The organism is Bradyrhizobium sp. RD5-C2, assembly GCF_019972155.1.
Classification (GTDB): domain Bacteria; phylum Pseudomonadota; class Alphaproteobacteria; order Rhizobiales; family Xanthobacteraceae; genus Bradyrhizobium.
The window spans coordinates 458334-482929 of record NZ_BOVL01000019.1 but is presented as its reverse complement, the minus strand read 5'-3'; the positions used below and the strand labels follow the sequence as shown (position 1 = coordinate 482929).

Sequence of the window (24596 nt, the reverse complement as noted above, 5' to 3'; positions counted from 1 at the left end):
TGTTAATGACGATTGCCGCGGCGGCTTGCGAAAGCAGCCCGGGTCTCTTTCTGTCACGGCATTTCGCAAGTCCGCTTAACCAAAACTACAACGGACTTTGCCAAGGTCGGCACATGCATAGTTTTACCAAAAACGATTTTCAGACGGGCACGGCAGCGACCGGGCAGGACGACATTTCCAGCAATGAATTGCGCATCTTGCGCGATCTTCTCCAGCTGCTGCCGGCCGGCGTCACCGTCCAGGACGAGCAGGGCCAGTTCATCCTGGTGAACGAAGCGGCAGAGAGCCAGTTGCAGCTGGCGGCCGGTGCGAGCCAGCCGTCGCCGGTCGACGAGCGCCATGCCGCCAATCTGGACCTGTTGCGCAGCGGCCGTCCGGTGGTGATCGAGGAAGTCCTCGCCTGCGGCGCATCCAAATACGTGTTCCTCACCTCGCACCGGCCGGTGCAGATCGCCGGCCGCAATCTCCTGATTTCGACCTCGACCGACATCAGCGAGCAGAAGGCGTTCGAGGACCAGCTGTTCCGCTCGGCCTACTACGATGAACTGACCGGCCTGCCGACCCGGCGGGTGATCGAGCATCGCGTCAACGGCCTGATCCGCGACTCCTCGCAGAGCCAATTCGCGCTCGCCTTCCTCGACGTCGACAACTTCAAGCACATCAACGACTATTACGGACACGCGATCGGCGACGCACTGCTGGTCGAACTGTCCAAGCGGCTCGGCCACGCGCTGCGCGAGACCGATATCCTGTCCCGGATCTCCGGCGACGAGTTTCTGCTGCTGCTGAACCCGATCAGCGGCAATGACGAGGTTGCCGAATTCATCCATGTCATGCAGGAGCGGCTGAAGGCGCCGTTCTTCATCGAGGACTCCGAGATCTTCGCCTCGACCTCGATCGGCGTCAGCCTCTACCCGGTGCATGGCCGGGGCTACGAGGCGCTGCGCCAGAACGCCGACATCGCGATGTACCGCGTCAAGAACAACGGCAAGGGCTCGATCGCGTTCTTCGACAACAGCATGGAGCGCGAGGCGCTGGCGCGGATGAAGATCGAGCAGTCGCTGCGGCTGGCGATCCTGGAAAAGCGCTTCTGCTGCGCCTTCCAGCCCAAGGTCGATATCCGCACCCTGGAGGTCAAGGGCATCGAGGCGCTCGTGCGGCTGCGCGACGACGAGGGCGTGATCCAGGCGCCGGGCACCTTTATCGACCTCGCGGTGGAGCTCGGCCTGATCGACGAGCTGACGTTTCTGGTGCTGGCGGAGATCGTCAAGTCGATCGACCTGATCAACGACACGTTCGGCCCCACGGCGACGATCAGCATCAATGTCGCCGCCAAGCAGGCCTCCAACCTCGAGTTCATGCGCCGCTTCGCGAGCGCGATCGAGGAGACCGGATTCCCGAAACGATTCATGATCGAGGTGACCGAGGACGCGTTCGTGACCCGGTCGCATTTCCAGGACCAGATCCTGCCGATCCTGCGCGGCATCGGCGTCGGCATCTCGATCGACGATTTCGGCATCGGCTATTCGTCGCTGTCGGCCCTCGCCGACATCACCGCCGACGAGATCAAGATCGACCGCTCCTTCATCACCGACATCCATCAGCGGCCGCGCAGCCAGGGCATCCTGCGCGCGATCGAATCGCTGAGCGAGGCGCTCGGCATGACCGTGATCGCCGAGGGCATCGAATCCTACGAGGAGCTGACCTATCTGCAGGCGGCGACCAAGATCCGCTACGCCCAGGGCTTCTACTTCGCCAAGCCGATCTTCCTCGAGGACCTGAAGCCCGCGACGCCGGTCGCCAGCGAGACCCGCGCCAGCATGGCCGCGCGCCCGGCCCAGGAAGGCCGCCAGAGCTACTCCCGCGCCAGCGGTTTCAGGCGCTGACGCGAGTCAGGGTGCAATCGCGACGGGACTGCACTCCCTCTCCCGCAACTGACGTGTCCACGTCGTCATGGCCGGGCCATGGATCGAGGCCGAAAACCGGATGCGATGGCTTGCCCGGGGGCGCGCTGCCAAAATATCGAAAACAACCCCATGCAAAGTAGCCGGCGACTGCCGGCGTTCGACGCGGCGGACCTTGTTGAAGGAACTCGTCGTTCCAGCATCGCCACGCGGCGTCATCACCCGCGCATGCGGGTGATCCAGTATTCCAGAGGCAGCAGTGCTTGAGCCGAGAGGCCGCGGCGTACTGGATCGCCCGGTCCATGTGCGCAATTGCGCACAGGCCGGGCGATGACGACGGGGGACAAGGATATAGCCCCTTAGACTGTGATGCGATTGCCCTACCCGCAAGCGGACGAGGTAGGATAGTGAGACAGCTGCGGACGCAGCTACTTCTCCAGCACCGGGAGCGGCGGCACGCTGTCGTTGGCGGAGCCGGCCTGCATCGTGATCAGCGTCATCGAGACCAAATCGTAATAGCCCATGATGCCTATGATATCCATGATGCCGCGCTCGCCGAATTTCTCCTGCGCGGCCTTGTAGACGGCGTCGCTGACCTTCCTGTCGCGATAGAGCGCGATGCCGAGATCGTAGAGCGCGGCCTCGTCGTCCTTCATGCCGTCGGGCCGCGTGCCCTTGGCGATCCCGTCTGCAATCTTGGGATCGAGCCCGCCCTTCATCGCCAGCGGGTAGTGCGCGGACCATTCATATTGCGCGGTCCAGTGCCGCGCCGTGATCAGGATCGCCATTTCGCTCAGCCGCGGCGGCAGCGAGGTGTTCCAGCGAAGATAATCCGACAGGTTCGACAGCTTCGGCGCCAGATCGGGATTGCGGATATAGGCGCGGTAAGGCGGCGCGGCGAATTTGGCGTTGCGCGGCGGTGCGCTGATCAGGTCGGCCCAGGCCTTTTGCGGCGGCGACAGCTCCTCGGCCTTGAGTGGTGCGAAACGCGCGGCGTCCTCGCTGCGCGCGGCCTGCACTGAAAATGCCAGTGCCGCCAGAATAGTTGGCCCAAGTAATTTTCTCATTGTTGCTCTCCCTTTCCGATGCAGGCTTCTCGGGTCCTGCGCGGCGGCGCGAGCTTAGTCGCGATCAAAAGAGATGCAACGAGGTCGGCGCGCGTTCGGGCCGCACCTACCGCCGCAGCCGACATCAGCCTATATTGAGGGCGTCCGAAGCGGCGCGAAGGTGTCAGCCATGCAGCCTGTGTCTATCCTCCTCAATATCCTATGGATCCTGATCGGCGGCGCGTGGATGGCGTTCGGCTGGCTGATCGCCGCCGTCATCATGGCGGTCACCATTATCGGGCTGCCCTGGGCGCGCGCGGCCTTCAACATCGCGGTCTACACGCTGCTGCCGTTCGGCTCGCGTGCGGTGCGCCGCGATGAAGTCACCGGCATGTCCGATATCGGAACCGGACCGCTCGGCGTGATCGGCAATCTGATCTGGTTCATCCTGGCCGGCTGGTGGCTTGCGATCGGCCATCTGATCACCGCGATCCTGCTTGCGGTGACCATCATCGGCATCCCCTTCGCCTGGGCGCATCTCAAGCTTGCCGGCATCGCGCTGTGGCCGATCGGCAAGGTGATCGTGCCGGCGTAAGGCGCAGTCTGCAGGCGGATCGCGAGGCGCTCGTCAGCGCGCCAGCGCGTCGACCTGCGCTTCGAGCGCTTCGATCACCATCGTCAGCGAGGCCGCCTTGCCCATCGTCCGCGAAATGATCGGCGCGCCGGACTGGAAGCCGGTTAGCCCGGCAATCATCATCACGGCGCGGACACGCGCCTGCGCCGTCGTCAATCGCGCGCTGGAAGCTGCGATGATCAGTTGGGCCACGAGCTCGATTCCCGGCCGCCACAGCCCGGCATAGAGAACCTCGAATGCCCGCCCGGGGTCCGCCAGCTCGCGCTGGACGAACAGCCGATTCTGCTCGCTTGCCGATGTCAGAAGGAACCGCGCCAGCGCCGTGAGCAGCAGCTTCAACTGCGCGCGGGCGCCGTCCGGATCGGGTGGCCCCTCTAGCGATGCGAGGGCGGCCCCGCCGACCGCTGCCATGCTCTCGCGATAGCGCGCCAGGATTTCATGGGCGCAGGCGAGATAGAGGCCTTCCTTGTTGCCGAAATAATAGTTGAGCGCCGGCAGATTGATGCCCGCCTCCTCGGCGATCTGGCGGGTCGTCACCCGCGCAAAGCCGCTGTTGCCGAACGCTAAGAGTGCGGCGTTGAGGATGCGGTCGCGGGTCTCGTCACCCTTCTTGTAGGGGGTCATGGCCGATCGCGTCGGCGGCGGGAGGGGGCTGTTTCGTGCGCTCATCGGAAAATCATATCACACGATATTATTTATTGCATTTTCTATCGCTTGATATAAATTCGCAGCAGCCAATCAAGATCAGGGAGAGCCGCGGATGCAGGCCGGAACGCTGGAAAAGCTGCGCAGCAACGTCGCCGCGCAGAAGGAGAGGAATCCCGGTATCTACGGCAAGGTCGATTTCTCCATCGTCCCGGAACGATTTGCGCAAGATGCCGGCACCCCGAGCGTGCTTCCTGAAAAATTCGCCGCCGCCCGCGCGGCGTTGCTGACCGATCCCGACCGCATGGCGTTCATCCGCAGCTACACGATGATGGGCGATCCGCCCGCGGACGCCTATGCGGCGCTGATGCGCGAATACGGCTTCCGCCGGCTGGTCACCATGCTGGTTCAGGCCTGCGATGCCGGCGTCGAGGCGGTGGCCGATGCGCCGCCCGAGCTGATCGCGCTGATCCGCGACATGGAGCGCACGCCCGCCTGGCTCGACATGAAGCTGGTCGAGGAAGGCGCGCGGATCGATCGCAACGCGGCCGCCAATCTCAGTCCCTTCATCATCCGCGGCGCGTTTCTCGCCACCTTCATGAACAAGTATGCGGCGCTGCCGATGGCGATCACCAACGCCTTGTCGAGCGGCTCGTCGGCACGACGCGTCAAGGAGACCGCGACATTCTTCGCGACGTCTGTGCTGCCCGGTGCGCTCGGCCGGTTCGGCGCAGGCTTCAAGGCAGCGGCGATGGTGCGGCTAATGCATTCGATGGTGCGCGCCAACGTGATGCGCCGCGCCGACAACTGGGACATCTCGGTCTACGGCATCCCGATTCCGCAGGTCGACCAGATGCCCGCCGGACTGATCCCGATCTTCCTGCTGGCACAGAAGGTGCTGGCCGACGGCCGCACCCAGTTCACGCCGGAGGAACGGGCCCGCGTCGAGCTCGCGCGCTACCGCTGCGTCCTGCTCGGCCTGCCGGAGGACCTGCTCGCCGAAACGCCGAAGGGAATTGTCGATCTCATGGTGCTGCGTTCCGCGACGCTGCGGGCCGGCTATGACGACAGGACCTGCGGCGAACTGGTCCGGGCCACGATGGCGGCAACCTTGCGCTCCGACGAGTCCTTCGGCAGCCGCCTCTTCGAATTATTCGAGCGCAGCTTCGCGAAAACGTTCTTCCTGAACAGCTTCATGAACGGCGACAGGGCCAGGGCCGCATCGATCGGCGTGCCGATCACGGCGAGGGATCGCACTGTGACGGCACTGGTCGGGATCTTCCTGTTCACCCGGCTTGCGCTCTATCGGCTGGCGTCGCGGATTCCCGGCCTGCGCGAGGCAGCCGACCGGCGGCTGGTCAAGCGAATCGAAAGCCTGCTGAAGGACTACGGCCACGCCGAGTTCACGACGGACGCCGCCGCCTATCGGCCGGCGCAGGCGTCGGCCGCGAAGTCCTAAGGCGCGTGGACCGGGTCGCCGCGCGACATACGCACCGGCGGCCTCGGTGCCTAGAGCCAATCCTTCGTCGTCTGGGCGCAAGCCTGGTAGTCGCGCCGCCAGATGAAGCCGCCGCCACCACAGGGGGGACGTGGGCGCGAGGTGGCGGGGCACTCGTTCCTGACCGGCGCGCTGGTGGCCCAGCCGTCGATCACGCAGGCACCTCGTGAGGTCCTGTGGCAACCGTCGCCACATCCCTCTGCGGCGTTGGCGGGGGTCAAGCTGAGGAACGCGCTGGCTGTCAGAAGCGTGATCAAACCTGCTCTCATGATGTTCTCCATCGAGCTGTCGGTTCTGATACTCCATTCGCGAGACGAGCGTAGGCAATCCCCACGCCGCTTGCCACCGATTTCACGCACAAATTCCGGTGTGCGGTATCAGCGCGACGCCTCGCAGCCGGGGATGTCGAACACCGCAGTCAGGCCGCAGGGCGAGTTGAGCATCTTGCCGCCCTCGTGGCCGACGCCGGGCACATCCCACAGGCTGTGGTTCGGCGCGCCGTGGTCGCGGGCCTGCATCGCCGCGACATAGGAATGCCCGCGCGCGTAGCGATACGGCCCTTCGGCTTCCGCCATGCAGGATTTGTCGAGCGCGGGATGATTTGGGTTAGTGTCGAGCGTTCCCAATAGATAGATCACGCGGCGCGCGACATAGGCCTGCTCCAGCGCCGTTGGCGAAGGCTCGGCGAGATAGGGCGGACGGTCGTCCATGCCGAACTTCCAGCTGTTGTAGCCTTCGCACTTCGCGGCGATCGCGGGCTCCGGTCGCTCCTTGGTGAAATAGGCGTAGGAGGACGGATTGGCGACGACGTAGCGCACGCCGATGCCCTCGTGCAGCAGCACCTGGTCGCCCTTCACGGCGATCGCATAGCGCTGCACCACCTGGCCGCCGCCGGAATGGCCGAACACGACGACCTGTTTCAGGTTGGGAAACAGCTTGCGGTCGCCGAGCCTGGCCAGGATCGCGTCGAGCGCTTCGAACGAGCTGGCCGGGTTCGGCGCAAGCGCAGGCTCGCCGCCCTGCCAGCCATAGAGGCTCCAGCGCAGGGTTTCCGCCGGCAGCTTGAACGCCTCGACGTCGGGCTCGATCAAGAATTGCGGCGCGATCATCAGCGTGCCCTTGCCAACGTCGCCGGCCGCGGCCTGCGCGCTCAGCGCCGCGCGAAAATAATCGTCGGCATTGCGCAGCACGCCGTGCAGCACCAGCACCGCGCGGGTGACGTCCGGCAGCGGATTGGACCAGTCGGCCGAGAGGTAGACGGGAAACATCGCGCCGCCGACGGCAATGCGACCGCTCGCGATCTCCTTGACCGGCTTTTTGTCACGCTCGATCTGTGCCTGCGTTGCCGACGCGACCGGTGCGTGAGCTGTCGCGATCAGCAGTGTCAACGCCGCAAGCCAGCCCCGATGATGCATGGTTCATTCTCCGTTGGTGCCGCGAGCGGCGATGCGATCCGGCGGGATCATCGCGCATTGGACGCCGGATCACGCATGAAATTTCGGAAAGGCAGGACACTTCGGAAAGGCAAGACACCTCACGCCGCGAGCCGCCCGCGGTTATTCGCGGCGAGGATCGGACGGATCAGGCGGCCGAACCGCTCGGCCTCCTCGTCGTGCAGATAGCCGGACAGGCAAAACGAGTGGCAGCCGGCGTCGATGAACTGCTGCAAGGTCGTGGCACATTGCTCGGGATTGCCGACAACCGCGATGCCGGCACCGGGCCGCACCTTGGTGATCCCGGTCCACAGATGCGGCATCAGGAGATCGCCATAGTCGCGCGCGAGCTGCTGCACGCGCTGATTGGCCTCGGAGCGGACGTAGAGCGTCTTCATCTCCTGCTTCTGCCGCTCGGTGGCGTGGCGCACCAGCTGGTCGGCCGCCTCCCAGGCGTCCGCCTCGCTCTCGCGGCAGATCACCTGCAGCCGCATGCCGAAGCCGATCGCGTCCTCGCGGTCATGCGCCCGCGCCATCCGCCTGATCTCGGCGATATTGTCCGCGATGCGCTCCGGCAGATCGCCCCAGAACAGATGGACGTCGGAATGCTTCGCCGACACCTCCCAGGCCTGCCGCGAGCCGCCGCCGAGATAGAATTTTGGAAACGGCTGCTGCAGCGGACGCGGGCGGATATGCGCGCCCGAGATGGTGTGAAACCTGCCTTGGAAGTTCACCGGCCCGCGCGTCGTCCACAGCGCCTTAAGGATCGAGACCTCCTCCTCCATCAGCGCGTAGCGTTCTTCCTTGGCGTAGCGCACGCCTTCGGCCTCGACCTCGCTCTCGTTCTGGCCGGCGATCAAATTGATGCAGATCCGCCCGCCCGACATCTGGTCGAAGGTCGAGATCATCTTGGCCATCAGCACCGGGTTGATATAGCCGGGCCGTGCTGCGATCAGCGGCTTGATCCGTGCCGAGCGCGCCGCCATGAAGGCACCGGATATCCAGGCCTCCCAGCACACCGAGCCGACCGGGATCAGCAGATATTCGAACCCGGCATCCTCGGCCGCCTTGACCACGCGGTCGCAGAGTTCCGGCGACCCCGCGATCTGCGCCTCCATCAGCCCATAGGCCGTGGTGTCGCCATGCGTGGGCAGATACCAGCCGAATTCCAGCGGACGCATGGGCAAACTCCCTCGAAAGACGGCCGTTTCCGGCAGGCCTGTCATATTGGTGCAGGCAGTTTACAGCCGTTAACCGGCCGGACAACGCCGTTGCCGACCCGGAGCCAATCAGCTAAATGGTGGCCTGCACGCACCCGTAGCTCAGCTGGATAGAGCGTTGCCCTCCGAAGGCAAAGGTCACACGTTCGAATCGTGTCGGGTGCGCCAGTGCTAAAATGCCTTGTTTGCTGGCATTTCTGGCCCGTCGGATCCGACCTGTCCCAGCCCCCGAAAACCTCGCTGTCACAACTGTGTCACAGCGAGAGGACCCATGGCTACGATCCGGCAAAGAGGCGCAAAATGGCAGGTGCAGGTCAGGCGGTCAGGCGCCCGGCCGCTCTCCAAATCCTTCCTCAGGAGGAAGGATGCGGAAGCCTGGGCAAGGGATATGGAGGTCCGGGCGGACCGGTCCGATCTGCCTGCCGATACCAGCGTCCTCAAGACGTTGAGGCTGTCCGATCTGATCGAACGCTACCGGAATGATGTCACGCCGCAGAAGCGCGGCGCACGCGTTGAGGACGCCGTTCTAGCGCGAATGCTGCGCGACCCGATCTGCAAAACACCCCTCTCGCAGTTGGGAGTGCCTGAGTTCGCGGGGTATCGCGATCGGAAATTAATCGAAGTTGCACCAACAACGCTCAAGCGACAGCTAAATCCGATACAGCATATGTTTGAAGTCGCGAAGCGCGATTGGGCGATCCCGATTAGGGACAACCCCGTGAAGTCCCTTCGCTTCGTCGCGACGCCCCGGTTGCGAACGCGGCGGCTTTATCCCGGCGAACTCGATCGGCTAATCAAGGCGACGCGCAAATGTCGGACTCCACTCATCGCGTCTATCATCCGCTTCGCCTTGGCAACCGGCATGAGGCGAGGAGAAATAGCATCCATGCGCTGGCATGATGTTGACGTGAAGAGACGGCGACTGACAATCCCGCGAACTAAAAACGGTCATGCCAGAACGATCCCGCTGTCCAATGCTGCCATCTGGACTTTGCCGAAGCGGTCCAAGCCGGATAATCTAGTCTTCACAATGACTGGCAATGCAATCCATTTAGCGTTCGGTCGCGCGGTGCATCGCGCCAAGATAGATGGCTTGCGATTTCACGACTTGCGCCATGAAGCAATCAGTCGATTCTTCGAACAGGGCTTGACCATTCCAGAAGTAGCAATGATTAGCGGTCACAGGGACGCAACGATGCTGCTGAGATATGCGCACGCAAGAAGCGACTCGGTTCTACGCAAGCTAGATGCAATTCCAGCATAGTTCGAAGGTGACCGTGCAGGCCGCATTTAGTTTGCGTCGTCAAGCCAAAACTTATGGCGACGCACCCGAATTCCCTTTCCGAACTTCTCCAGACTTATCTCAATCGAACGAACCTATCGGTTACACCGTCCAGATCGTAGACAAACCCCTGCCAACCTGCGCGTCGAGCCGCTTGGGAAAGAGGCTTCCTCGACTTGAATATTTTTGGCTCCTGCAAATCGGCCGAAAGATAATAGATGCCGAACTTCCTGCCACTGACCAAAACCAAAAACAGCGGAAAGTATATGGCAGCGTCCATACGCTCCTTCTGCGGACCCCACGCTGCGCCCAATACGGCCTTTGGGATAATCTCGTGATTCGTGACACTGGCGGTTTTCACCTGCGCGAGGTAGCCGCAAAAATCGCAGATTAAGTCGGCGCATTTGAAATTATTTGGCAGACGTTTGAGCGTTTTTGGCCGCTTGCACTTAGGACAATTACAGTTCTTATAAATCGCGGTTTCGCCAAAGTGGCCTAGTATTTGTCGGGCAGTCGGCACTTTCAAATCTCCTCTGATCCATCAGAAGCACGTAATGAGAAACCTGAAATCGGAATGTTCTCGTATCTTTCTTGCGGCATACCTAGCACCTTAAAACCCCTAGCATTCAGATCGTCATTCTCGCTTCGCGTAATTAGGACTGGCGGATACTCGCCGACGATTTTCACGACCGCATCACGCGTGACCGAGGACCCAAGACTGAAAAGCATTTCGTACATCTGACTCAGCGGTCTCGCGTGCTCGAATGTTAGCTGTTTGCGCCACTCTGGACGCCGCAGTTCTCTGATGCGTTTGGCTTCATCGCTAATGCGCGGGTAGTCATGCCAGCATTCACGAAATGAACCAGTCTGCAAGAAAAGCGACAGCCCCCACAGTATCTTGCTGACATAAAAGCTATACGGAATTCTGGCTCTCACAAGAGCTACTATTGCATCTACAAAGATGCTTGCCTTGACTGCGTTCATGCCATCGCCATCGATTGAATGTTGCACTGCTCTATCCAAATTCTTCTATTCATCCGGGCACTTGCTCGACTTGCCACGCGCCCGGACACAGTCGCGATACTGCCACGGCGCCGCGAACGAACCAGCCCAAATACCTAGACCGGCCTGTTCGGCGGCTCGCTGATCTGCGGCGTATTTGCCCTTCGAGTACCGGGGCCAGTCTAACGCGTGACCGTGCGATACAAGCCACTGAGCCAAATCAGTCCCATCCACGCTACAAGCCGCGACAGTGCCCGTAACGGTCCGTGTTGAGCGGGACACACCGAACCAGCCGCAACGCCAGGAACGCATCGAGTTCGTTTGCTGCCTTCGCACCGCAACGATACTGGATGCTGTCGTCGCCGCGACAAAGCTGATCGCTTTCTGGCGCGTCGATGCCCCACAGACGAATGCGCTGACCGTGGATATCGATCGTGTCGCCGTCAGTGACGCTGGCTTGGCCGGTCAGATCGCCAGCCACCAATCGACACGAAAGGCAAACAAACAAGACAAACGCGACAGCGGCTTGCAACCCCAATTTCGACATCCGGTCGGCTATCGCCGCTTCTCCACCGTTACGATGGACGAGAGCTTTGCCGCAGAGCAGCTAAATGACATCAACTTATAGTCCAGACTTGTGTCATCGTCAGACCGCGATAAGGCTCGCTTTAGGCATCTGATCGCGCCCTCTCGGACGACCTCAGAGTCGCCGCTCAATACGATCGCCCCGGCTAACGCAAGAAAGTCAAAGTAACCACTCTTTGGATACTTCCCCTCCGCGACTGCGACGAAATTTCTAAACGGCAAGCAGCCGATCGATGCGTATTTGACCGAAGGGTGAGAGAGAAACATGACCACTGAACTTCTACGCTCTACAGTAACGTCGGGGACCCGAGCAGCTACTTCGCCCGCCAGAGCTTCGCATTCATCGGCTTTCGCTAAAGCGATTGAGGCTGTGTAAGGCAGAAGAGTCGCGAGGATCCCAACTGCTATTTTTTTGTAGATAGACCAAAATTTTCGAACTCGCATTCTTATCACTCAGATTTCAATTGAGATTCGTTGTTTCCGATTGAAAACCATTCTCGATCCAGATCACGCAAACGCAAGTTCGGACGCCGCAACATTTCCGCGTGAAACCTCGCGATCAATTCTGGATAGTGCTTCTCGATTTCGAGAACTTGCCCCTGACTATTGCGCGCATGATCAATTCGAGCGCCGCTCAAGACCCTGCGATCCAGGACCGGAAGCGTCTCAGGGAAATAGGCAGCAAGTAGTGCCGACGCGTAGGACGCGCCAAACCCGGCGATTGCGGTGTCCCGAACTTTCGTCAACCGAAGAAACGCGGTCGCTTGCCCTGCTAATTCGCCGGTATCCACAAAGGACCGAAGTGGCTTCCCATCGATCGTGCCAGCCAAAGTGCCGAGCACATCACCGTATGAAACCAATTTCAACGTGAGGCGATCGACAGGCTCGACCACAGAAGCATTCCCTCCCTTGAAGTTGCTGACCAGCGCCAGATCAATCTCAGAAACTTTGAATCGGGTCTCGCGGGGCTTACCATTGATATATCGCTTTAAATACTCAAATGCGTGATTCAGGTTGTCCCATCGCTTCATGCGTCAATTCTCACCTGCGACATCTTCCTTATCAGTACCTCGCCTCACAATCATGAGCGCATCATCTGCCAATGGCCGCTGTAGCGCCTTGGCCTCGTCCCAAGGCGCGCGCATCCAAACGTCATGCTCTTCATCCGTTGTCAGGATGACCGGCATGGCTTTGGGATGGATTGGCTCAACTACAGCATTGGGCGAGGTCGTCAAGAATCCGTAGACTTGATGCGGTCCAGGTACAGGTTTGGAATTGGTGCCTCGATCACCATTGACAGTCGTCCAGATGCCCGCGAACGCGGTGAGCGGCCTGTCTTCGCTCAGCGCGAACCACACCACGTCCTTTTTCTTTGTCTCTGGGTTCGGTTCTGGTGCGTATTCGGCGAAGCTGTTGAACAGGACAAGGCAGCGGTTCTCAGTCTTGAGCCAGCCGCGCCAGTGCGGCGAAGAAGTATTGCGGATGTTCGTTACGGGCGGCCCACCCGTGCGTGGCGGTGGTGGCATGCCCCACCGCATCAACGCCAGTTCAGTCCCCTGTTCGGTGTTACGGACCACTGGTGCAGGGTAGTCGGGAAAAACTCCGGGCATGGGCGCGAGATTACCGACGTAGCGGTTTACCACGCGAAATAGCGTGGCAATCGCGGCTTGGTTGGTGGTGATGCTGTAGAGATTGCACATGGGAGCTTGTTCTCCACGACCTGGTCCGGCCAATCCCTTGCACTACTTCGGCAGAACCTGCCATGCGCCTTCGTACTGTTCAGCGCGTTTCCAAGTAATTCCGGTAAAATTCTCGGAAGCGTTTCGTGACCGCGCGACAGCGATATCAGCTTCTACCTCACTATTGACCTGCGCCTGCGTCAGAATGAAATACCTATTGTGGTCGTGGTCGGGCACGAACGCGAGGACGTAGAACAAGTTCGGCTTTTCCTTCTTCGTGCTGATGGCCCAGTAGTTCTTTTTGTAGAGACCCTTCACGTCGATCAGAAACGCTTCTTGATTGGGGCTGTGCACCATCAAATCTACGGAAGGATGATTTCCCATCGTGAAGGCAACTTCGTAACCGCGCTTGCATAACTCGCTGGCCACAGCAAACTGCGCGGTCCACTGAGTGCGATGGCTCGATCTGCGCTCTTTCTTCATAAGCTTCACCGCTCTCCCGGCCACCATATTGACGATGGATGGCCTGCCGAAATTTTCGTTGGCCTCAGTGCCACAAGGCAACTTCGTCTATAGGCATGTCCTCGCGCCTGCGAGCAATCCTTACACCTCATATACCGCTCTAACTCATGAACCGGCGTGCTCTTTGCGCGTCGCACGATATCGAGCGCCACGGTCTGGTTGGTGTCGCAGCCCAGGCAACGGACCTCAAGGTAGCCGTATCCTGCATTCAACGCGTCTCCCAACGTGGGGGATGGTTGAGCCGGTCCCTTGTAGCCGAGCATGCGCGCGTTCCACGCTTCGCAAGCCAGCCGATCGGCTTCCTTACGTGCTTCCTTCGCCTTCTCGGCAGCGGCGCGGATTGAAGAACCGTAGATTCGCTCGCGGGACTTGGTGGTCATGCCGCTACAAAAGCGCAGCGATAAGCAACCCGCAAATTGTCAATCAGTAGCGTGTTGGCAGTGGAACGAAACACTGGGGGTCGTGGGTGCGGAAAAGCGATTATCGCAATTCCGCTAACCAGAATAATGCTTGCAATTTCGCCAAATCCGAAGTACGATCCTTGCGTGGTCGTGGTGAGGGTTTCTCCAATGTCCGACGCGTCGTCCGAGTTAGTCCAGATCAGCAAGTTGAACGGTGAGTTCAAGCGGAACTACGGAACGTTCATTGGAGCTTTCCTCTACCTCCGCTCGATAAGTGCGACACGCGGGCGTTCGGTGATTTGGGGCGGCTTGCTGCTTGCGGCTACCTCAACGGCGCTAACCTGGTACGCAAAGCATTATTACGTGGATCCATTTTTTCCTGCCCGATGTGTCTTGATCCTCACCCCGGACGATCAACGTCAGTATTCTGATTGTCCTTGGAGTACACCGCCCCCGTCGCGCAAGCCGAATTTATCGATAGGTAAGAAACGCACAAGCGAACCGTGGGATTCCGCGAATTCGGAAAGTGACCTGTTCACGGCGAAAGCATGTTAGACGCGAACTGTCGCTAAATGTATGAAATGCAATTGCCGACCCTGGATTGAGGCAACCAGTGGCGGCGACATGGAATGATTGCAGCAATCATCCTAATAGCCCGAGTTGCACAGCTAAAAATTGTTGGTGTAAATTTGGCTATCGCAACTCAAGACGGCGCGAGTAACCGCACGCGGCAAGAGAACGAGCAGATAGCATGGCTGATACTACTGCAAAGGACTTCCTTCTTGTTTTGCCCGTTATCGGCACAGCCGTGGCGGTTACATTTGACGTGGGATACTTGCATGGGATTGATATAAACTACTTCACGCTCTTTTCCGTCAGCGAACATGTGGCTTTTGCACTCGAAGCTCTCCCGTTCGCCATATCCATCGTGATACTGCTGACGATTGTGCCCTTAGGTCTAGATTATATGCGGAAGAGACGAAGCCAGAGAGGATCAATTGCGGCTGCCACTTCGAAAGAAGCCGGGAAGAGACGCATTCGCTTCTACAAAGACGGCTTCTTTTGGTTCTTCTTGCTGATCGCGCTCTGGAATGTAGCGGATGTGTGGAGCGACCCAACGTCGGTATTCTATTGGGCTTCGACTGTTTTCGCCTTCCTGTTTCTGGGACTCAATATCCTTTTCCGTGCAGAGGAAGTGAGCATCCGGTCTGTAGCGGCGATATTAGCCGCGTATGGCTTCGTGGGATCGTTTGCATACGGATTGGACAAGGGAACTGCTTACCGCAAGAGTGACCTATATAAGTACACGGTGAAGGCAGAAGGGACAGAGCTTAAGGCAAGAGTTGTGAGATCAGGCGAGCGAGGTTTGCTGTTCTTTGAATCCCCGTCGAACAACTTGAGGTTCGTACCTTGGAGCGAGATTAAGGGCATCACTTCGGACAGCTCCCCTTTGAAGAAGCCCTAATGCGAGGCACCCGAGTCTGCAACCAAGCAGGAACGATCGGGTAACTTTCTTCATTCAGTGTTGATTGAGAACTGACCCGGTCACACCGAGAATGCAGTGATAGGTAAACCACACGCCTTTATGCACCTATTTGGCCGAACGTTAAGCCCCGCGCTTAAGCAAGACGGGCGCGCGCAGCACATCTAGCAGAGTGCACCGAGCAGGGCTTATTTGCTCCCTAATGCTCTGGTCGAAAGTCTAGGTTGGAGAACTCATTTTTCGCCTTGCGTGACGCCCCGAGCACCACCTATCGTTGCATCGCAATGCATGCAATTTTGGGTGGCCGCCGGATATGCCTCGCTTCTCAAAGCACTTTTCTTTGAACCTGACACAACACGAACTCGATTTCGTCGATGTAAGCAACACTTTCGATACGCCTGTGTACGTCGATCCGTTTGCGATCGAAATACAGAACGATGTTTGGGCGTCTCAGGCTTCAGAGCTGATAAGAGGATTTTTCAAAGAAGTATTGAACGCAATTCGAAAGCCTGATCTGCAACGGGCAGTCAACTTGATGTCTCATCTTACTGAGCCGAGAGAGACCTTTCTCGGCGTCTCAACAGGAAATCCTCAGGGTCGCGGTGTCGGCCCCCGCCAAGCCCGCCAGTTGATCACAGCGATTGCGCGTAGCAAAGCGTACAAGACAGGTCTACTCTCTGACCTCTCAGAAATGGCCCTTTACGTCGAGGGCATCGATCGAGATAAGATCTCCGATCTGACCACAAATATTATCCGCGAACTGCTGATCGACTACACGCAACAACAGTGCGACCTGTACGACGTTCCGACAACGCGATACTCCGGACCGGCTCTTTGGGATGGCGATCGGAAGAACTGGGTCGCGAAATACGTCCAGCTACCGTTTATAAAGAGCACTCCCATTTTGCTCGTACCCAAATACATCGTGCGACGAAAGCTCTCCCTCGACAGTCAAGAATTCTACAACAAGCAGATAACTGATTTTCTTGTTGCGGAGAATCTACGAGCAAACAGCTCTCTTGTGCAGGTTCTACAGAGTGGCGAGCGCAAGGTTTACAAGCGTGACGTAAGAGAGAAGAACCCGAAATCGAAGGCATTTATTGCTGATGTAGTCAAAGCCCATCCCGAGCTTCTCGCGTTGTACAAGAACATTGCGCAAGGAGAGCGGAGCTTATCGACCTTCGACGACCGCGACGACATTCCAACCATCACGACAGTCTGCGCTCGATTGGCGCAGGAATTCGCCAAAGTACCATCCGGCGCAAAGCATGCTGACGCGTACCATCGCCTGACAATGGGGGCCCTGACCGCACTTTTCTACCCCGACTTGATCCTTCCTCAAAAGGAGTGGGAAGTGAATGACGGTCGCAAACGAATTGACATCGTATTCACGAACAACGCCAACATTGGCTTTTTTGCGCAGCGGCGCGACGATCCGAAGCTGAGTGCCAACCTAGTGATCGTAGAATGCAAGAATTATTCGAATGACCTTGCGAATCCGGAGTTCGACCAACTCATCGGAAGGTTTGATAATAATCGTGGGCGCTTCGGTATCATTACATGCCGTAAGATCGAGGACTACAGCACGGTAAAGCGCCGTTGCCTGGACGCGGCCTCGCGCTCACAAGGATACATCATCGTCCTGACTGACAGCGACATGATGGAAATGTTGACTGCGAAGTCGCAGCTTCAAGACGAGCACATTGCAGAGCTTTTACATCGCAAATATCGCGAGCTTTTGACTTAAGCAACAAACGTTTAGACAATTGGCCCAGCAATGCCTCATAAGAATAGATATTTAGAATTCGAAGATTGGGTTATCGACCTATTTCAAGTCGAAGGTTTTGACGTAAGGCGTTACGCCACCAAGTCTGCGCAGATCCACGAAGCCGATCTACTGGTAAGTTTTGGACCAACGCAATCAACGGCGGTAGTTGAGATAAAGCTATTCCGCTCGTCGTCGCTCCCCACCGAGATGCTGTCGCGTATAATTGCCAGAATCGAGCAAGCGAGGCGTCGGAACAACATCAACTGGGGTGTTTTTGTAACTTCCACAAGAATACCGGCGACTGCAAAGCAAGCTCTTACAAAAGACGCCCCCAGTATTGTGATTTTTGATCAGGATGCACTACGAGCGATCACTGCACGACATTATCGATTAATATCAAAGCTCGAAGAGCTTCTTCGGGAAACCTTGATCAATAACGACGAAGGACAACTATCAACTACCCAACCGCCAACGATCGACGTTCTAAAAGAACCAGCGACAACACCGCAACTCCCTGAACAATTTGATCCGGAGATATCGGCAGGTTCTGGCTTCTGCACCAATTTAAAGCGAATAAGTGCTTCAAGAAAGACTTCGCGTCAGTTCGAAGTGGCCGTAGAGGTCGCGCTTAGATACATATTCGCAACAGATCTTGTGTCCTGGTCGTCGCAAAAGGTGACAGATACCGGCATATCGCGGTTCGACCTCATAGCGAGAATATCCTCGAACGACGACGTATGGAAGATGATTAGAGAGCGCTTCCAATCCCAATACGTGGTCTTTGAGTGCAAGAACTACTCTTCATTCATCCGGCAGGCCGAAATCTATTCGACCGAGAAGTATCTCTACCAAAGAGCGCTACGCGGCTTCGCTGTTATTATCTCGCCCAAGGGCCCCCACAAGAGCGCTCTCATGGCAGCAAGAGGGGCGCTTCGCGAACACGGAAAGCTGATCTTGAGCTTGTCGGTGGAAGACATTTGCCAGTTGTTGCAATTGAAGGACGCTGAGCAGGATTATAACGGTCTTCTGTTTGACAAGATCGATGAGATGTTGATGAAGATTGAGCGTTGAGTAGAGCGGAAGGATCAAAAGCTGTTCATTTTGTGGATACGCAAACTTCGATATGGGCCGGTCGAAGCCCCTTTTTCGCCGAAGATTCACCACCCCCCCACGCATCAGCGGAGTGCCGCCGCTTACCGCCGCACGTTGTTGCCCAGCCCGGCGGGTTCGAGGTCAGCAGTAATTTTCCGGAAGCTACTCGGCGTTCTTGTATCTAAGGTCGATATGAGTACTGACGAGAGAGTTATTCATCCGGTAGTCAACCACGTAGGATCCGAACTTCTTTTCGGCGGATCCCTGTAGCCAGCCGGACTTCCGCTCGGTATTGCGAGCGTCTTCTAGCGCCTGTCGCGTAAGGTCAACCACAACCTGAATTGCTTCGGCATGGTCAAAGCGTGGTTCAATCGCTCTCACCGCTGCACCGGAAAACCGGGTGTACCGTTTGACGCTCCCGTCATCCGCTTCCAACAACGAAGCTCCAAATCCCTCAAACATCCCGTCGGCGGTACAGCCGATCGCGGCCTGGATGCCAGGTACATCGAATTTCTGCCGTTTTGCCCCGGTGAACAACGATGCTAGCGAAACTCCCTCCCCGTTGCCAATCAATGCATCAGTGAACCTCTCGCGGAACTGGTCACAGGTTATAGTCGGGGGTACTTTCTCGTCGTCATCTTCTGCGAACGCAATTGTGGGAACAACAAGAGCGATAGCTAGCACAAGGTTTTTCATCACTTCCGTTTTCGTCAGAAATCGTTCGCGTTATCTACCCGCGCAATGTGTGCCTTGTCCCTTAACATTGAGTATGATCCTCCGGCGAAGTGCCGCAGCCAAGTGCCCGGAGGCTTCAACAAGCGAACCGTCGCGATTTCGCGACCAGAACCCAGCACGAAAGGCCGCGTGCTTGAGATTCAGGCGGTCGTTCAGATTTCGAGCAGTCAATCAACGGACCCGATACATGGCCGTACTCAGAGGTTACTTCGACGATAGCGGTCAAAGCGATCTTCCGGCGCTTTCGGTGGCAGGATATGTTGGCGCAGAGCGGCTTTGGAGTGCATTCGAAATCGAATGGAAAAGTGCGCTCGCCCGAAACCAAATCAGCTACTTCCACATGAAGGAGATTTCCAAGCCTAGCAGCCCAATGCACAAATTCTTCGGCGTCGAAAACAAGGACAAATCCGAGGCGCTGTTCAGGGACTTGGCCACGGCTCTGAATAGGTGCTGGTCCCTAAAGGAATTCGCTGCGATTGGCTGCGTCGTGCCGAAAGAGCCTCTGGAGAGGTTTAACAAGGCCAGAGGAAGACGATTGCAGGCCATTCCCTTGGCGATCTTCACCTGCGACGTGCTGATGCAGCATTACTTCGAGGGCAAAACCATTGAGGCTTGGTTGGATCGTATCGAAAAGCCAGAAAGCAAAATTGCACTGGCCAAGGAGTATCTCCGAACTAGCCCCAGAATGATTGGCAGACGCGATCTTTCGACTATTACTTCGGTCAAGGGTGAACTTAGCGCCAAGAATCTGCAACCACTGCAAGCAGCCGACTTCGCGGCTTGGGAGGCACGAAAGAAGTACGATCTGTTAGAGCCCTTTTTCTCTGAGGTAGACCTTTCTAACGCCCGCTCGAACATGGATATTTGGTACGAATACGAATCCTGGATGGAGCGCACTGGACGGTCTTACGATGATGAACGGAAGTCGCTGACGGCCCTGGGCGAAGCGACGACGTTCAGATGCCCGATATGGACATATGAAGTTCTCTGTAGCGAGGACGACCGGCGTGACGGTAAGTGGAGGGAGAGCTAGCCACCCCTGACTCATGCGTATTGAGAGCACGACCGGTGGCTTCTGCCAAACGGCAGCCTGGATAATCGGATGCTAATGGCGTCGTATGGCTTCCAACAAGGCTGACCTGCCTTCATGAAAAGTTCCTCCGATCGATTAAGCACCGTACCAACGTCGGGGAAGGGACCAGAACGCTGGTCTCGCATGCCGTGATCCGAAGAAGACAACATGCGCAGGAATTAACGACTAGAAATTTCGAACTGCGATTGGCGAGAAGAATTCTACCGGACCAATTACCGAACCATCTCGCAGTATGCTTATGGCGTTAGAAGCGAATTGAACTCCCTGAAGCTGCCCTATCTCTTGAACGGGTGCACCACGCGCAAATGCCACGACTTGGCCAAAGATGCCCTCCTCAACTCCCACAAAGGTGGCGTGGCGGATATCCAGCCGAAAGGGGTCCGAAAACATAAAGCCGACCTTGCCATTACCATCCAAATAAGCGCGCGCGCCGCTGTCGGAAGAATAGTACCCACCAACAAATCGCTTTCCAGCAAGTGGCCCTATCAACAATTGCCATACTGCCGCCCTGATAGGGACCTCGGCTGGTACGACAAACCCATTCTCTAGGGCTTCAGCGAGTAACGGTTGATTTAGCTTCTCGACTAACTCGGCGTAGTGCAGCGAAATCACCGCCCTGCCTAAAGGCAGGCCGCGTTCCCCATGCAAATCGATTTCGCCTGGGGTTTTCGGATCTTCTGCATACAAGCTAGACTTTGTGTAAGGCATGGCTTCTGTCGCGAATCTTATCGCAACGATGTAGCCCTTAACGCTTAGAGGCGTTCCCTTCGGGCGTTCTACGACGACTGTTCCAAATTGATCGCGCCAACTTTTAAAAGCCCTGTTTCCGAAGTTCACGGCTTCATGGCGCGCCTTGGCCTCAGCCAAGAATATCCTGTCAACCGCTTCAGCACAAAAGAAGTCAGGTAAAAGGCCGACATCACAGCGCTTGATCAACATATCGCCAAAACCAGGCTTAAGCGTGCGATTTAAAACGCGATCAATATGCGCAAAATATGTGATGTTGAGGTGATCATGGAGAAACTGCCTACAGAAGGCTTGGCCCAGTTGGCTGGAAAGGATGCGACGCGAATGCGTTGAGACACCTAGCCCGTCGCCGAGTATGCGAAAGTCGCTTGTCGGTGTGAGATATTGAAGATGTTCGAAAAGGGCGGGGTCCGGCTTAGGCGGATTCCTGCCATGCTGATCCCTGTAATAGTGAAAATAAAGATCGGTCAGATTGATGGTGATCTCATCAACCGGAGCGTCTATCACCGGGTTTCTTCGCAATGAGTTAGGCGTCTTGGGAAAGTTGTTGAGCCGAAGCCCTACCCGCCGTTCCATGGGAAAACAATTCTGATTTTCTAATAGCGCCTGTACGCCTACAAATGTAGCTGAAACGATGTGGAAAAGGCAACTCACGGTGAGAATTCGATTGGGGGTGACGGAGAGCCGTCATCACCGCCGCGCACTATATACGGGGCCAGCCTGTAACGAGCTGCCGCAAGCAAACACGGTCGGCAGCCATCGCCCTGCCGACCGTGCCGCCGCACTGCGCATCGGGATGCTACGCGTGCTAGCCGCCCGGCAACCGAAGATGAAACCGGCGGCCTACCTTCCGTTCTTTAGACTTTCTTGCACCTTTTGAAGCGCCCGAATGACTGCTGTGAATGCACCTTGATTTGCCATTTCGGTATCCAATACGTGCGCTAATGGACCGCGCGGCTCGACCAAGACTCCAAAGGCCGCTTCAATCGCGCCGCGTCGTACGAAGGATATTTCTTCCAGGTCCGCCTTTCTTATGATGGTGACGTTCAAACCCTCCATTTCTTCAACCGTATAGTCCTTGAAGGAACAGCCTACTGACATGGCTGTATATTCCTTGTCGTCGGCCAATTGACGGGCATGTTGGCCCAGCGCCGTGTCAGGAAACTTGAAGCGGAAGGCCAACCCCCTATTGTCGGTGTGGAGTTCCAAACCGGTGCGTGTGCTGCCTACGCACAGCAATGAGGAATGATCTAACCAGAAATCCACTTTGCGTCGGTTGGATAGGCAGTGGTCGAATGCCCCTGGCCGAATGACTTTGACCGTGCCGTCAGCGATTATCGCCGCTTTGTTGTAGAAGCAGGCGTACCCTTGCAACACTTTTCCATCGTCTGCTCGTTCGAGCTTGACGGCAGGCACGACCGATCGACCATCGATTTGACTGATGAAGCCGCCCCCACCATATTCAAGTCCGAACGGATTCTTCGCGGCGGTCTCGTAGTCGCGAGGATTCATTTGCGAAGGCCCTCCGGCAGTTTCTTGATATAACCCTTATGTACGCAACGGCGCATAAAGTCTGCGAGTGTACTGCTTCGATCCGTGGGGACACCGAGAAGCTCTTGCGGGTCTATCTCGCACAGCCCGTAGAGGCCAAGCCCTTGGTTGAGGAAGCCTCGCTTTATCGCGAACAATTTGGTCCAAGCTTCCAGAGCGTCGTAAAGTGCTACGGCAATCTCTGCCGAATATTTCTCGGAATGCGGACGGAAATCGTCACACAGCCTTCGGCCTTCCTCTAGCCTCAGATCGTCAAGTTGCCGAGCATGAATAGCCTCAGCATCTTGGAGTGCTCGCAGGTCGCGTATCGCCGCTTTCAGTCCCGCTTCAATGTCTGGGATGGACTCGCCCCGCAAGGCTCGCGCAGCATTGGCATCACGATCTTCTTTGCTGAGTCCGGATGCCAGCCTATTTTGAAGTTCAATAGCCTTCTGCTCTGCTGCCGCCCTTTGCGAGGCAATCTCTTGCTGCCGCTCGGCTTTAGCCCGAAGTCCGCCGCTATATTCGTAGATGTCGGGTACTTTGATCATTTTTACCTATGACGCCGGATAATTGAGGTCGCGTGGACGCGCGACGCTGCGCGGCCACAGGGTTGTTGCTTGACACTGCTTGGCAGAATTCCACCACACCACCACCATCCGCCTTATAGGGATAAGGCGGTGGTGGGGTGTCTGGGTGGGCTATGAGACACCACCCACTACCCCACCCACTTGGTGGTGTGGATCAGATGCAACTTCGAACATCGGTCGCGCCCGCCCGTTGTCTGCCCTTCGGTGCACAATGGCGAAGTGACCCTGGCTTGTCAGAGCCTTCATCGTTCGCGCAATTTTGCGCTTGTCTTTCTCGGCGTTCAATCCGAGAACCTCCCCAAAGACCCGCCCGGCCCAATCCTTAAATTGAGCGTTCTCGCCGTGGGGACTTTGGCCGATGCGCCGCTTGATCTCCGCAAGATGTTCAGGAGTGATTTCGTCGATAGAAAACGTGTCTGATGGCCATTGCCAACGTTCGACCACACCGACGCTATCGCCTGGTGTCCATTTCGTCCCGTTGCCAAGATCAACCGACACGATCCGATACCAGTCAGACCGACCCGAACGCCGTCCCATATTGGATTTAGCACTCGTAACGCGAAAGTAGGAGAAGCGATCGTTGTTGTCGATACCTGCCTTCTCCGCCTCCTTTTCGCTCATCGTGTTGATTGCGCGAACTGACCTTGCCTTGTCTTTCAAAGCACCAGCGCCTCGTCCTGAGTCAGCCGTCACCTCGTTCTTGCCGTCACCAGCTGACTTGTTGACGTGGTGCACCCCTTCAACAGCAACGTTTCCGTCATTCGCTATCCTCGCCAACTGATTCGCGAATTGCTGGATCTTGCTGTTATCGTTCTCATCCACTTGATGCGCCGATACAAGCGGATCAAGAATGAACACATCGATACTTCGCTTTTCAAGCTCGCTGATCAGCGCCTGGATCAACGCCTCTGCGACGATCGAGTCACGCCCCTGTTGTCTCAATAAGACAAGCTCCTGCAATCGCCCGGAGTCAACGAACAGGTTCTTGGCCAGAAGCTCCGTATTGACGCCGTAATGAATTGCGATCGCGGTCACACGACGTTGCAGTTCTTCTGGTGGGTCTTCGAGGTTGAAGTACCACACCTTCAATGGCTTGCTCGGCTCATGGCCCAGCAGCGGCAGACCTGTCGCCAATGCGACGGCTTCCACCAGGACCAAGCTAGACTTTCCGCCACCACCGATTCCAAACGTGGCCGAAAAGAACTGCCTGTTAAAGTGACCCGCATATAAGGTCTGCCGTCGGGGTATTAAGGCAGCGTCCATAGGCTGGAAAGGCGTGGCCTTAATAAGCGGCTCAGACACCGGAGGCCGCTGACCATTGAGGAATGCTTCTGTCGAAACTGCATTGGCTCGCTGCTCCTCTTCCTTCGGCACGGCGTACTTTGACCAGATTCGCCTTAGATCCTTGGTAAGTGCGGCGTCATTTTTGTAGCGCTCCTTCCACGATCCACCGCGTTCTCGGATCACGGCGATGGCTTCGTCTTCCCCAAAGCCCTCGAAGTGGAGACGCTCGATAACCCGCGCTACGTGACGGGACCGGTCCTCACCGCCGTCGTCTTCAAGCGCCCGGCGACCAAGCTCGCTCAAACGAGCTAAAAGCAGTGATGTATTATGTTCGAGCGCCTGACGATCGCTCTCGGCGGGCGCCTCTAGGTAGCGCGTAAGCACGCGCGAAAGCGCTGCTTGGTCGTATGTTTTCATTGGATC

At 57.4% G+C, this 24596-nt stretch carries 25 protein-coding genes and 1 tRNA gene; 10 read left to right on the top strand and 16 right to left on the bottom strand.

The genetic code is table 11. The features are described from left to right. Window positions 1-113 precede the first annotated feature (113 nt). Entirely contained in the window at window positions 114-1886 is a 1773-nt protein-coding gene (locus BraRD5C2_RS23320; RefSeq protein WP_223971874.1) for a putative bifunctional diguanylate cyclase/phosphodiesterase, read from the top strand. A 446-nt stretch (window positions 1887-2332) separates the two neighbouring features. On the opposite strand, the gene BraRD5C2_RS23315 is transcribed toward BraRD5C2_RS23320, so the two are convergent. Continuing rightward, window positions 2333-2971 carry a carboxymuconolactone decarboxylase family protein gene (locus tag BraRD5C2_RS23315; protein WP_223971872.1) on the bottom strand — a complete coding sequence of 213 codons (639 nt, stop codon included), beginning with the start codon at window positions 2969-2971 and terminating at the stop codon, window positions 2333-2335. A gap of 169 nt (window positions 2972-3140) precedes the next feature. On the opposite strand from BraRD5C2_RS23315, the gene BraRD5C2_RS23310 reads away from it, so the two are divergent. Continuing rightward, window positions 3141-3545, top strand: a complete 405-nt coding sequence (locus BraRD5C2_RS23310; RefSeq protein ID WP_092120423.1) for a YccF domain-containing protein — start codon at window positions 3141-3143, stop codon at window positions 3543-3545. A gap of 33 nt (window positions 3546-3578) precedes the next feature. On the opposite strand, the gene BraRD5C2_RS23305 is transcribed toward BraRD5C2_RS23310, so the two are convergent. Next, the gene (locus tag BraRD5C2_RS23305) at window positions 3579-4208 is read right to left on the bottom strand and encodes a CerR family C-terminal domain-containing protein (RefSeq protein ID WP_223971870.1); all 630 of its coding nucleotides are present in this window, start codon (window positions 4206-4208) and stop codon (window positions 3579-3581) included. Between the two features lie 136 nt (window positions 4209-4344). On the opposite strand from BraRD5C2_RS23305, the gene BraRD5C2_RS23300 reads away from it, so the two are divergent. Beyond that, a complete protein-coding gene (locus BraRD5C2_RS23300; RefSeq protein ID WP_223971868.1) occupies window positions 4345-5688 on the top strand; it encodes an oxygenase MpaB family protein in 1344 nt (447 codons plus the stop codon). A 50-nt stretch (window positions 5689-5738) separates the two neighbouring features. Here the strand turns inward: BraRD5C2_RS23300 and BraRD5C2_RS39715 are convergent, their stop codons facing one another. The 3 genes from BraRD5C2_RS39715 to BraRD5C2_RS23290 all read right to left on the bottom strand — a co-directional run bounded on the left by BraRD5C2_RS39715 (window position 5739) and on the right by BraRD5C2_RS23290 (window position 8341). Next, window positions 5739-5996, bottom strand: coding sequence for a GCG_CRPN prefix-to-repeats domain-containing protein (locus BraRD5C2_RS39715; RefSeq protein WP_374708036.1), 258 nt, complete (start codon window positions 5994-5996; stop codon window positions 5739-5741). Between the two features lie 108 nt (window positions 5997-6104). Further along, window positions 6105-7142 carry an alpha/beta fold hydrolase gene (locus BraRD5C2_RS23295; protein WP_223971866.1) on the bottom strand — a complete coding sequence of 346 codons (1038 nt, stop codon included), beginning with the start codon at window positions 7140-7142 and terminating at the stop codon, window positions 6105-6107. A gap of 119 nt (window positions 7143-7261) precedes the next feature. Beyond that, window positions 7262-8341: an LLM class flavin-dependent oxidoreductase gene (locus BraRD5C2_RS23290; RefSeq protein WP_223971864.1), complete on the bottom strand. Its 1080-nt coding sequence runs from the start codon at window positions 8339-8341 to the stop codon at window positions 7262-7264. A 130-nt stretch (window positions 8342-8471) separates the two neighbouring features. Here BraRD5C2_RS23290 and BraRD5C2_RS23285 point away from each other — a divergent pair. After that, window positions 8472-8548, top strand: a tRNA-Arg gene (locus tag BraRD5C2_RS23285). Between the two features lie 103 nt (window positions 8549-8651). Beyond that, the gene (locus tag BraRD5C2_RS23280; RefSeq protein WP_223971862.1) at window positions 8652-9644 is read left to right on the top strand and encodes an integrase; all 993 of its coding nucleotides are present in this window, start codon (window positions 8652-8654) and stop codon (window positions 9642-9644) included. 94 nt (window positions 9645-9738) lie between these two features. On the opposite strand, the gene BraRD5C2_RS23275 is transcribed toward BraRD5C2_RS23280, so the two are convergent. Continuing rightward, complete coding sequence (locus BraRD5C2_RS23275) at window positions 9739-10182, bottom strand: DpnI domain-containing protein (RefSeq protein ID WP_223971860.1); 444 nt, start codon at window positions 10180-10182, stop codon at window positions 9739-9741. A 2-nt stretch (window positions 10183-10184) separates the two neighbouring features. Next, window positions 10185-10673, bottom strand: coding sequence for a hypothetical protein (locus tag BraRD5C2_RS23270; protein ID WP_223971857.1), 489 nt, complete (start codon window positions 10671-10673; stop codon window positions 10185-10187). A gap of 241 nt (window positions 10674-10914) precedes the next feature. On the opposite strand from BraRD5C2_RS23270, the gene BraRD5C2_RS39550 reads away from it, so the two are divergent. After that, window positions 10915-11292: a hypothetical protein gene (locus BraRD5C2_RS39550; protein WP_308444451.1), complete on the top strand. Its 378-nt coding sequence runs from the start codon at window positions 10915-10917 to the stop codon at window positions 11290-11292. Between the two features lie 406 nt (window positions 11293-11698). Here the strand turns inward: BraRD5C2_RS39550 and BraRD5C2_RS23260 are convergent, their stop codons facing one another. Genes BraRD5C2_RS23260 through BraRD5C2_RS23245 form a run of 4 tightly spaced genes read right to left on the bottom strand, consistent with a single transcriptional unit; the run spans window position 11699 to window position 13830 of the window. Then, window positions 11699-12280 carry a hypothetical protein gene (locus BraRD5C2_RS23260; RefSeq protein WP_223971854.1) on the bottom strand — a complete coding sequence of 194 codons (582 nt, stop codon included), beginning with the start codon at window positions 12278-12280 and terminating at the stop codon, window positions 11699-11701. A 3-nt stretch (window positions 12281-12283) separates the two neighbouring features. After that, window positions 12284-12949 carry an SOS response-associated peptidase gene (locus BraRD5C2_RS23255; RefSeq protein ID WP_223971852.1) on the bottom strand — a complete coding sequence of 222 codons (666 nt, stop codon included), beginning with the start codon at window positions 12947-12949 and terminating at the stop codon, window positions 12284-12286. 42 nt (window positions 12950-12991) lie between these two features. Continuing rightward, window positions 12992-13420 (bottom strand): hypothetical protein, encoded by a 429-nt coding sequence (locus BraRD5C2_RS23250; RefSeq protein ID WP_223971848.1) that lies wholly within the window; start codon window positions 13418-13420, stop codon window positions 12992-12994. After that, entirely contained in the window at window positions 13417-13830 is a 414-nt protein-coding gene (locus BraRD5C2_RS23245; RefSeq protein WP_223971846.1) for a hypothetical protein, read from the bottom strand. Before BraRD5C2_RS23245 ends, BraRD5C2_RS23250 begins: the two co-directional genes overlap by 4 nt. Window positions 13831-14602: 772 nt before the next feature. Here BraRD5C2_RS23245 and BraRD5C2_RS23240 point away from each other — a divergent pair. The 3 genes from BraRD5C2_RS23240 (at window position 14603) to BraRD5C2_RS23230 (ending at window position 18173) form a co-directional block, all read left to right on the top strand. Further along, window positions 14603-15316 (top strand): hypothetical protein, encoded by a 714-nt coding sequence (locus BraRD5C2_RS23240; RefSeq protein WP_223971843.1) that lies wholly within the window; start codon window positions 14603-14605, stop codon window positions 15314-15316. A gap of 331 nt (window positions 15317-15647) precedes the next feature. After that, on the top strand, window positions 15648-17081 hold the full coding sequence (locus BraRD5C2_RS23235) for a hypothetical protein (RefSeq protein WP_223971840.1): 1434 nt from the start codon (window positions 15648-15650) through the stop codon (window positions 17079-17081). Between the two features lie 30 nt (window positions 17082-17111). After that, the gene (locus BraRD5C2_RS23230; protein ID WP_223971837.1) at window positions 17112-18173 is read left to right on the top strand and encodes a restriction endonuclease; all 1062 of its coding nucleotides are present in this window, start codon (window positions 17112-17114) and stop codon (window positions 18171-18173) included. 183 nt (window positions 18174-18356) lie between these two features. On the opposite strand, the gene BraRD5C2_RS23225 is transcribed toward BraRD5C2_RS23230, so the two are convergent. Further along, on the bottom strand, window positions 18357-18890 hold the full coding sequence (locus tag BraRD5C2_RS23225) for a hypothetical protein (RefSeq protein WP_223971834.1): 534 nt from the start codon (window positions 18888-18890) through the stop codon (window positions 18357-18359). A 226-nt stretch (window positions 18891-19116) separates the two neighbouring features. On the opposite strand from BraRD5C2_RS23225, the gene BraRD5C2_RS23220 reads away from it, so the two are divergent. Continuing rightward, window positions 19117-19962, top strand: a complete 846-nt coding sequence (locus tag BraRD5C2_RS23220; protein ID WP_223971831.1) for a hypothetical protein — start codon at window positions 19117-19119, stop codon at window positions 19960-19962. Window positions 19963-20187: 225 nt separating this feature from the next. On the opposite strand, the gene BraRD5C2_RS23215 is transcribed toward BraRD5C2_RS23220, so the two are convergent. The 4 genes from BraRD5C2_RS23215 to BraRD5C2_RS23200 form a co-directional block, all read right to left on the bottom strand. After that, window positions 20188-21423 (bottom strand): hypothetical protein, encoded by a 1236-nt coding sequence (locus BraRD5C2_RS23215; protein WP_223971828.1) that lies wholly within the window; start codon window positions 21421-21423, stop codon window positions 20188-20190. Window positions 21424-21612: 189 nt separating this feature from the next. Then, window positions 21613-22281 carry an HK97 family phage prohead protease gene (locus BraRD5C2_RS23210; RefSeq protein WP_223971826.1) on the bottom strand — a complete coding sequence of 223 codons (669 nt, stop codon included), beginning with the start codon at window positions 22279-22281 and terminating at the stop codon, window positions 21613-21615. After that, window positions 22278-22850 carry a hypothetical protein gene (locus BraRD5C2_RS23205; protein ID WP_223971824.1) on the bottom strand — a complete coding sequence of 191 codons (573 nt, stop codon included), beginning with the start codon at window positions 22848-22850 and terminating at the stop codon, window positions 22278-22280. Before BraRD5C2_RS23205 ends, BraRD5C2_RS23210 begins: the two co-directional genes overlap by 4 nt. Before the next feature lie 150 nt (window positions 22851-23000). Then, window positions 23001-24590 carry an AAA family ATPase gene (locus BraRD5C2_RS23200; RefSeq protein ID WP_223971823.1) on the bottom strand — a complete coding sequence of 530 codons (1590 nt, stop codon included), beginning with the start codon at window positions 24588-24590 and terminating at the stop codon, window positions 23001-23003. Window positions 24591-24596 lie beyond the last annotated feature (6 nt).

Bases quoted from the DNA above. Each gene is read 5' to 3' on its own strand.
- BraRD5C2_RS23200 (WP_223971823.1), bottom strand. From the start codon at position 24,590: ATGAAAACATACGACCAAGCAGCGCTTTCGCGCGTGCTTACGCGCTAC.
- BraRD5C2_RS23260 (WP_223971854.1), bottom strand. From the start codon at position 12,280: ATGAAGCGATGGGACAACCTGAATCACGCATTTGAGTATTTAAAGCGA.
- BraRD5C2_RS23255 (WP_223971852.1), bottom strand. From the start codon at position 12,949: ATGTGCAATCTCTACAGCATCACCACCAACCAAGCCGCGATTGCCACG.
- BraRD5C2_RS23315 (WP_223971872.1), bottom strand. From the start codon at position 2,971: ATGAGAAAATTACTTGGGCCAACTATTCTGGCGGCACTGGCATTTTCA.
- BraRD5C2_RS23235 (WP_223971840.1), top strand. From the start codon at position 15,648: ATGCCTCGCTTCTCAAAGCACTTTTCTTTGAACCTGACACAACACGAA.
- BraRD5C2_RS23245 (WP_223971846.1), bottom strand. From the start codon at position 13,830: ATGACCACCAAGTCCCGCGAGCGAATCTACGGTTCTTCAATCCGCGCC.
- BraRD5C2_RS23300 (WP_223971868.1), top strand. From the start codon at position 4,345: ATGCAGGCCGGAACGCTGGAAAAGCTGCGCAGCAACGTCGCCGCGCAG.
- BraRD5C2_RS23205 (WP_223971824.1), bottom strand. From the start codon at position 22,850: ATGATCAAAGTACCCGACATCTACGAATATAGCGGCGGACTTCGGGCT.
- BraRD5C2_RS23295 (WP_223971866.1), bottom strand. From the start codon at position 7,142: ATGCATCATCGGGGCTGGCTTGCGGCGTTGACACTGCTGATCGCGACA.
- BraRD5C2_RS23220 (WP_223971831.1), top strand. From the start codon at position 19,117: ATGGCCGTACTCAGAGGTTACTTCGACGATAGCGGTCAAAGCGATCTT.
- BraRD5C2_RS23280 (WP_223971862.1), top strand. From the start codon at position 8,652: ATGGCTACGATCCGGCAAAGAGGCGCAAAATGGCAGGTGCAGGTCAGG.
- BraRD5C2_RS23310 (WP_092120423.1), top strand. From the start codon at position 3,141: ATGCAGCCTGTGTCTATCCTCCTCAATATCCTATGGATCCTGATCGGC.
- BraRD5C2_RS23210 (WP_223971826.1), bottom strand. From the start codon at position 22,281: ATGAATCCTCGCGACTACGAGACCGCCGCGAAGAATCCGTTCGGACTT.
- BraRD5C2_RS23225 (WP_223971834.1), bottom strand. From the start codon at position 18,890: ATGAAAAACCTTGTGCTAGCTATCGCTCTTGTTGTTCCCACAATTGCG.
- BraRD5C2_RS23230 (WP_223971837.1), top strand. From the start codon at position 17,112: ATGCCTCATAAGAATAGATATTTAGAATTCGAAGATTGGGTTATCGAC.
- BraRD5C2_RS39715 (WP_374708036.1), bottom strand. From the start codon at position 5,996: ATGAGAGCAGGTTTGATCACGCTTCTGACAGCCAGCGCGTTCCTCAGC.
- BraRD5C2_RS23290 (WP_223971864.1), bottom strand. From the start codon at position 8,341: ATGCGTCCGCTGGAATTCGGCTGGTATCTGCCCACGCATGGCGACACC.
- BraRD5C2_RS23305 (WP_223971870.1), bottom strand. From the start codon at position 4,208: ATGACCCCCTACAAGAAGGGTGACGAGACCCGCGACCGCATCCTCAAC.
- BraRD5C2_RS23320 (WP_223971874.1), top strand. From the start codon at position 114: ATGCATAGTTTTACCAAAAACGATTTTCAGACGGGCACGGCAGCGACC.
- BraRD5C2_RS23240 (WP_223971843.1), top strand. From the start codon at position 14,603: ATGGCTGATACTACTGCAAAGGACTTCCTTCTTGTTTTGCCCGTTATC.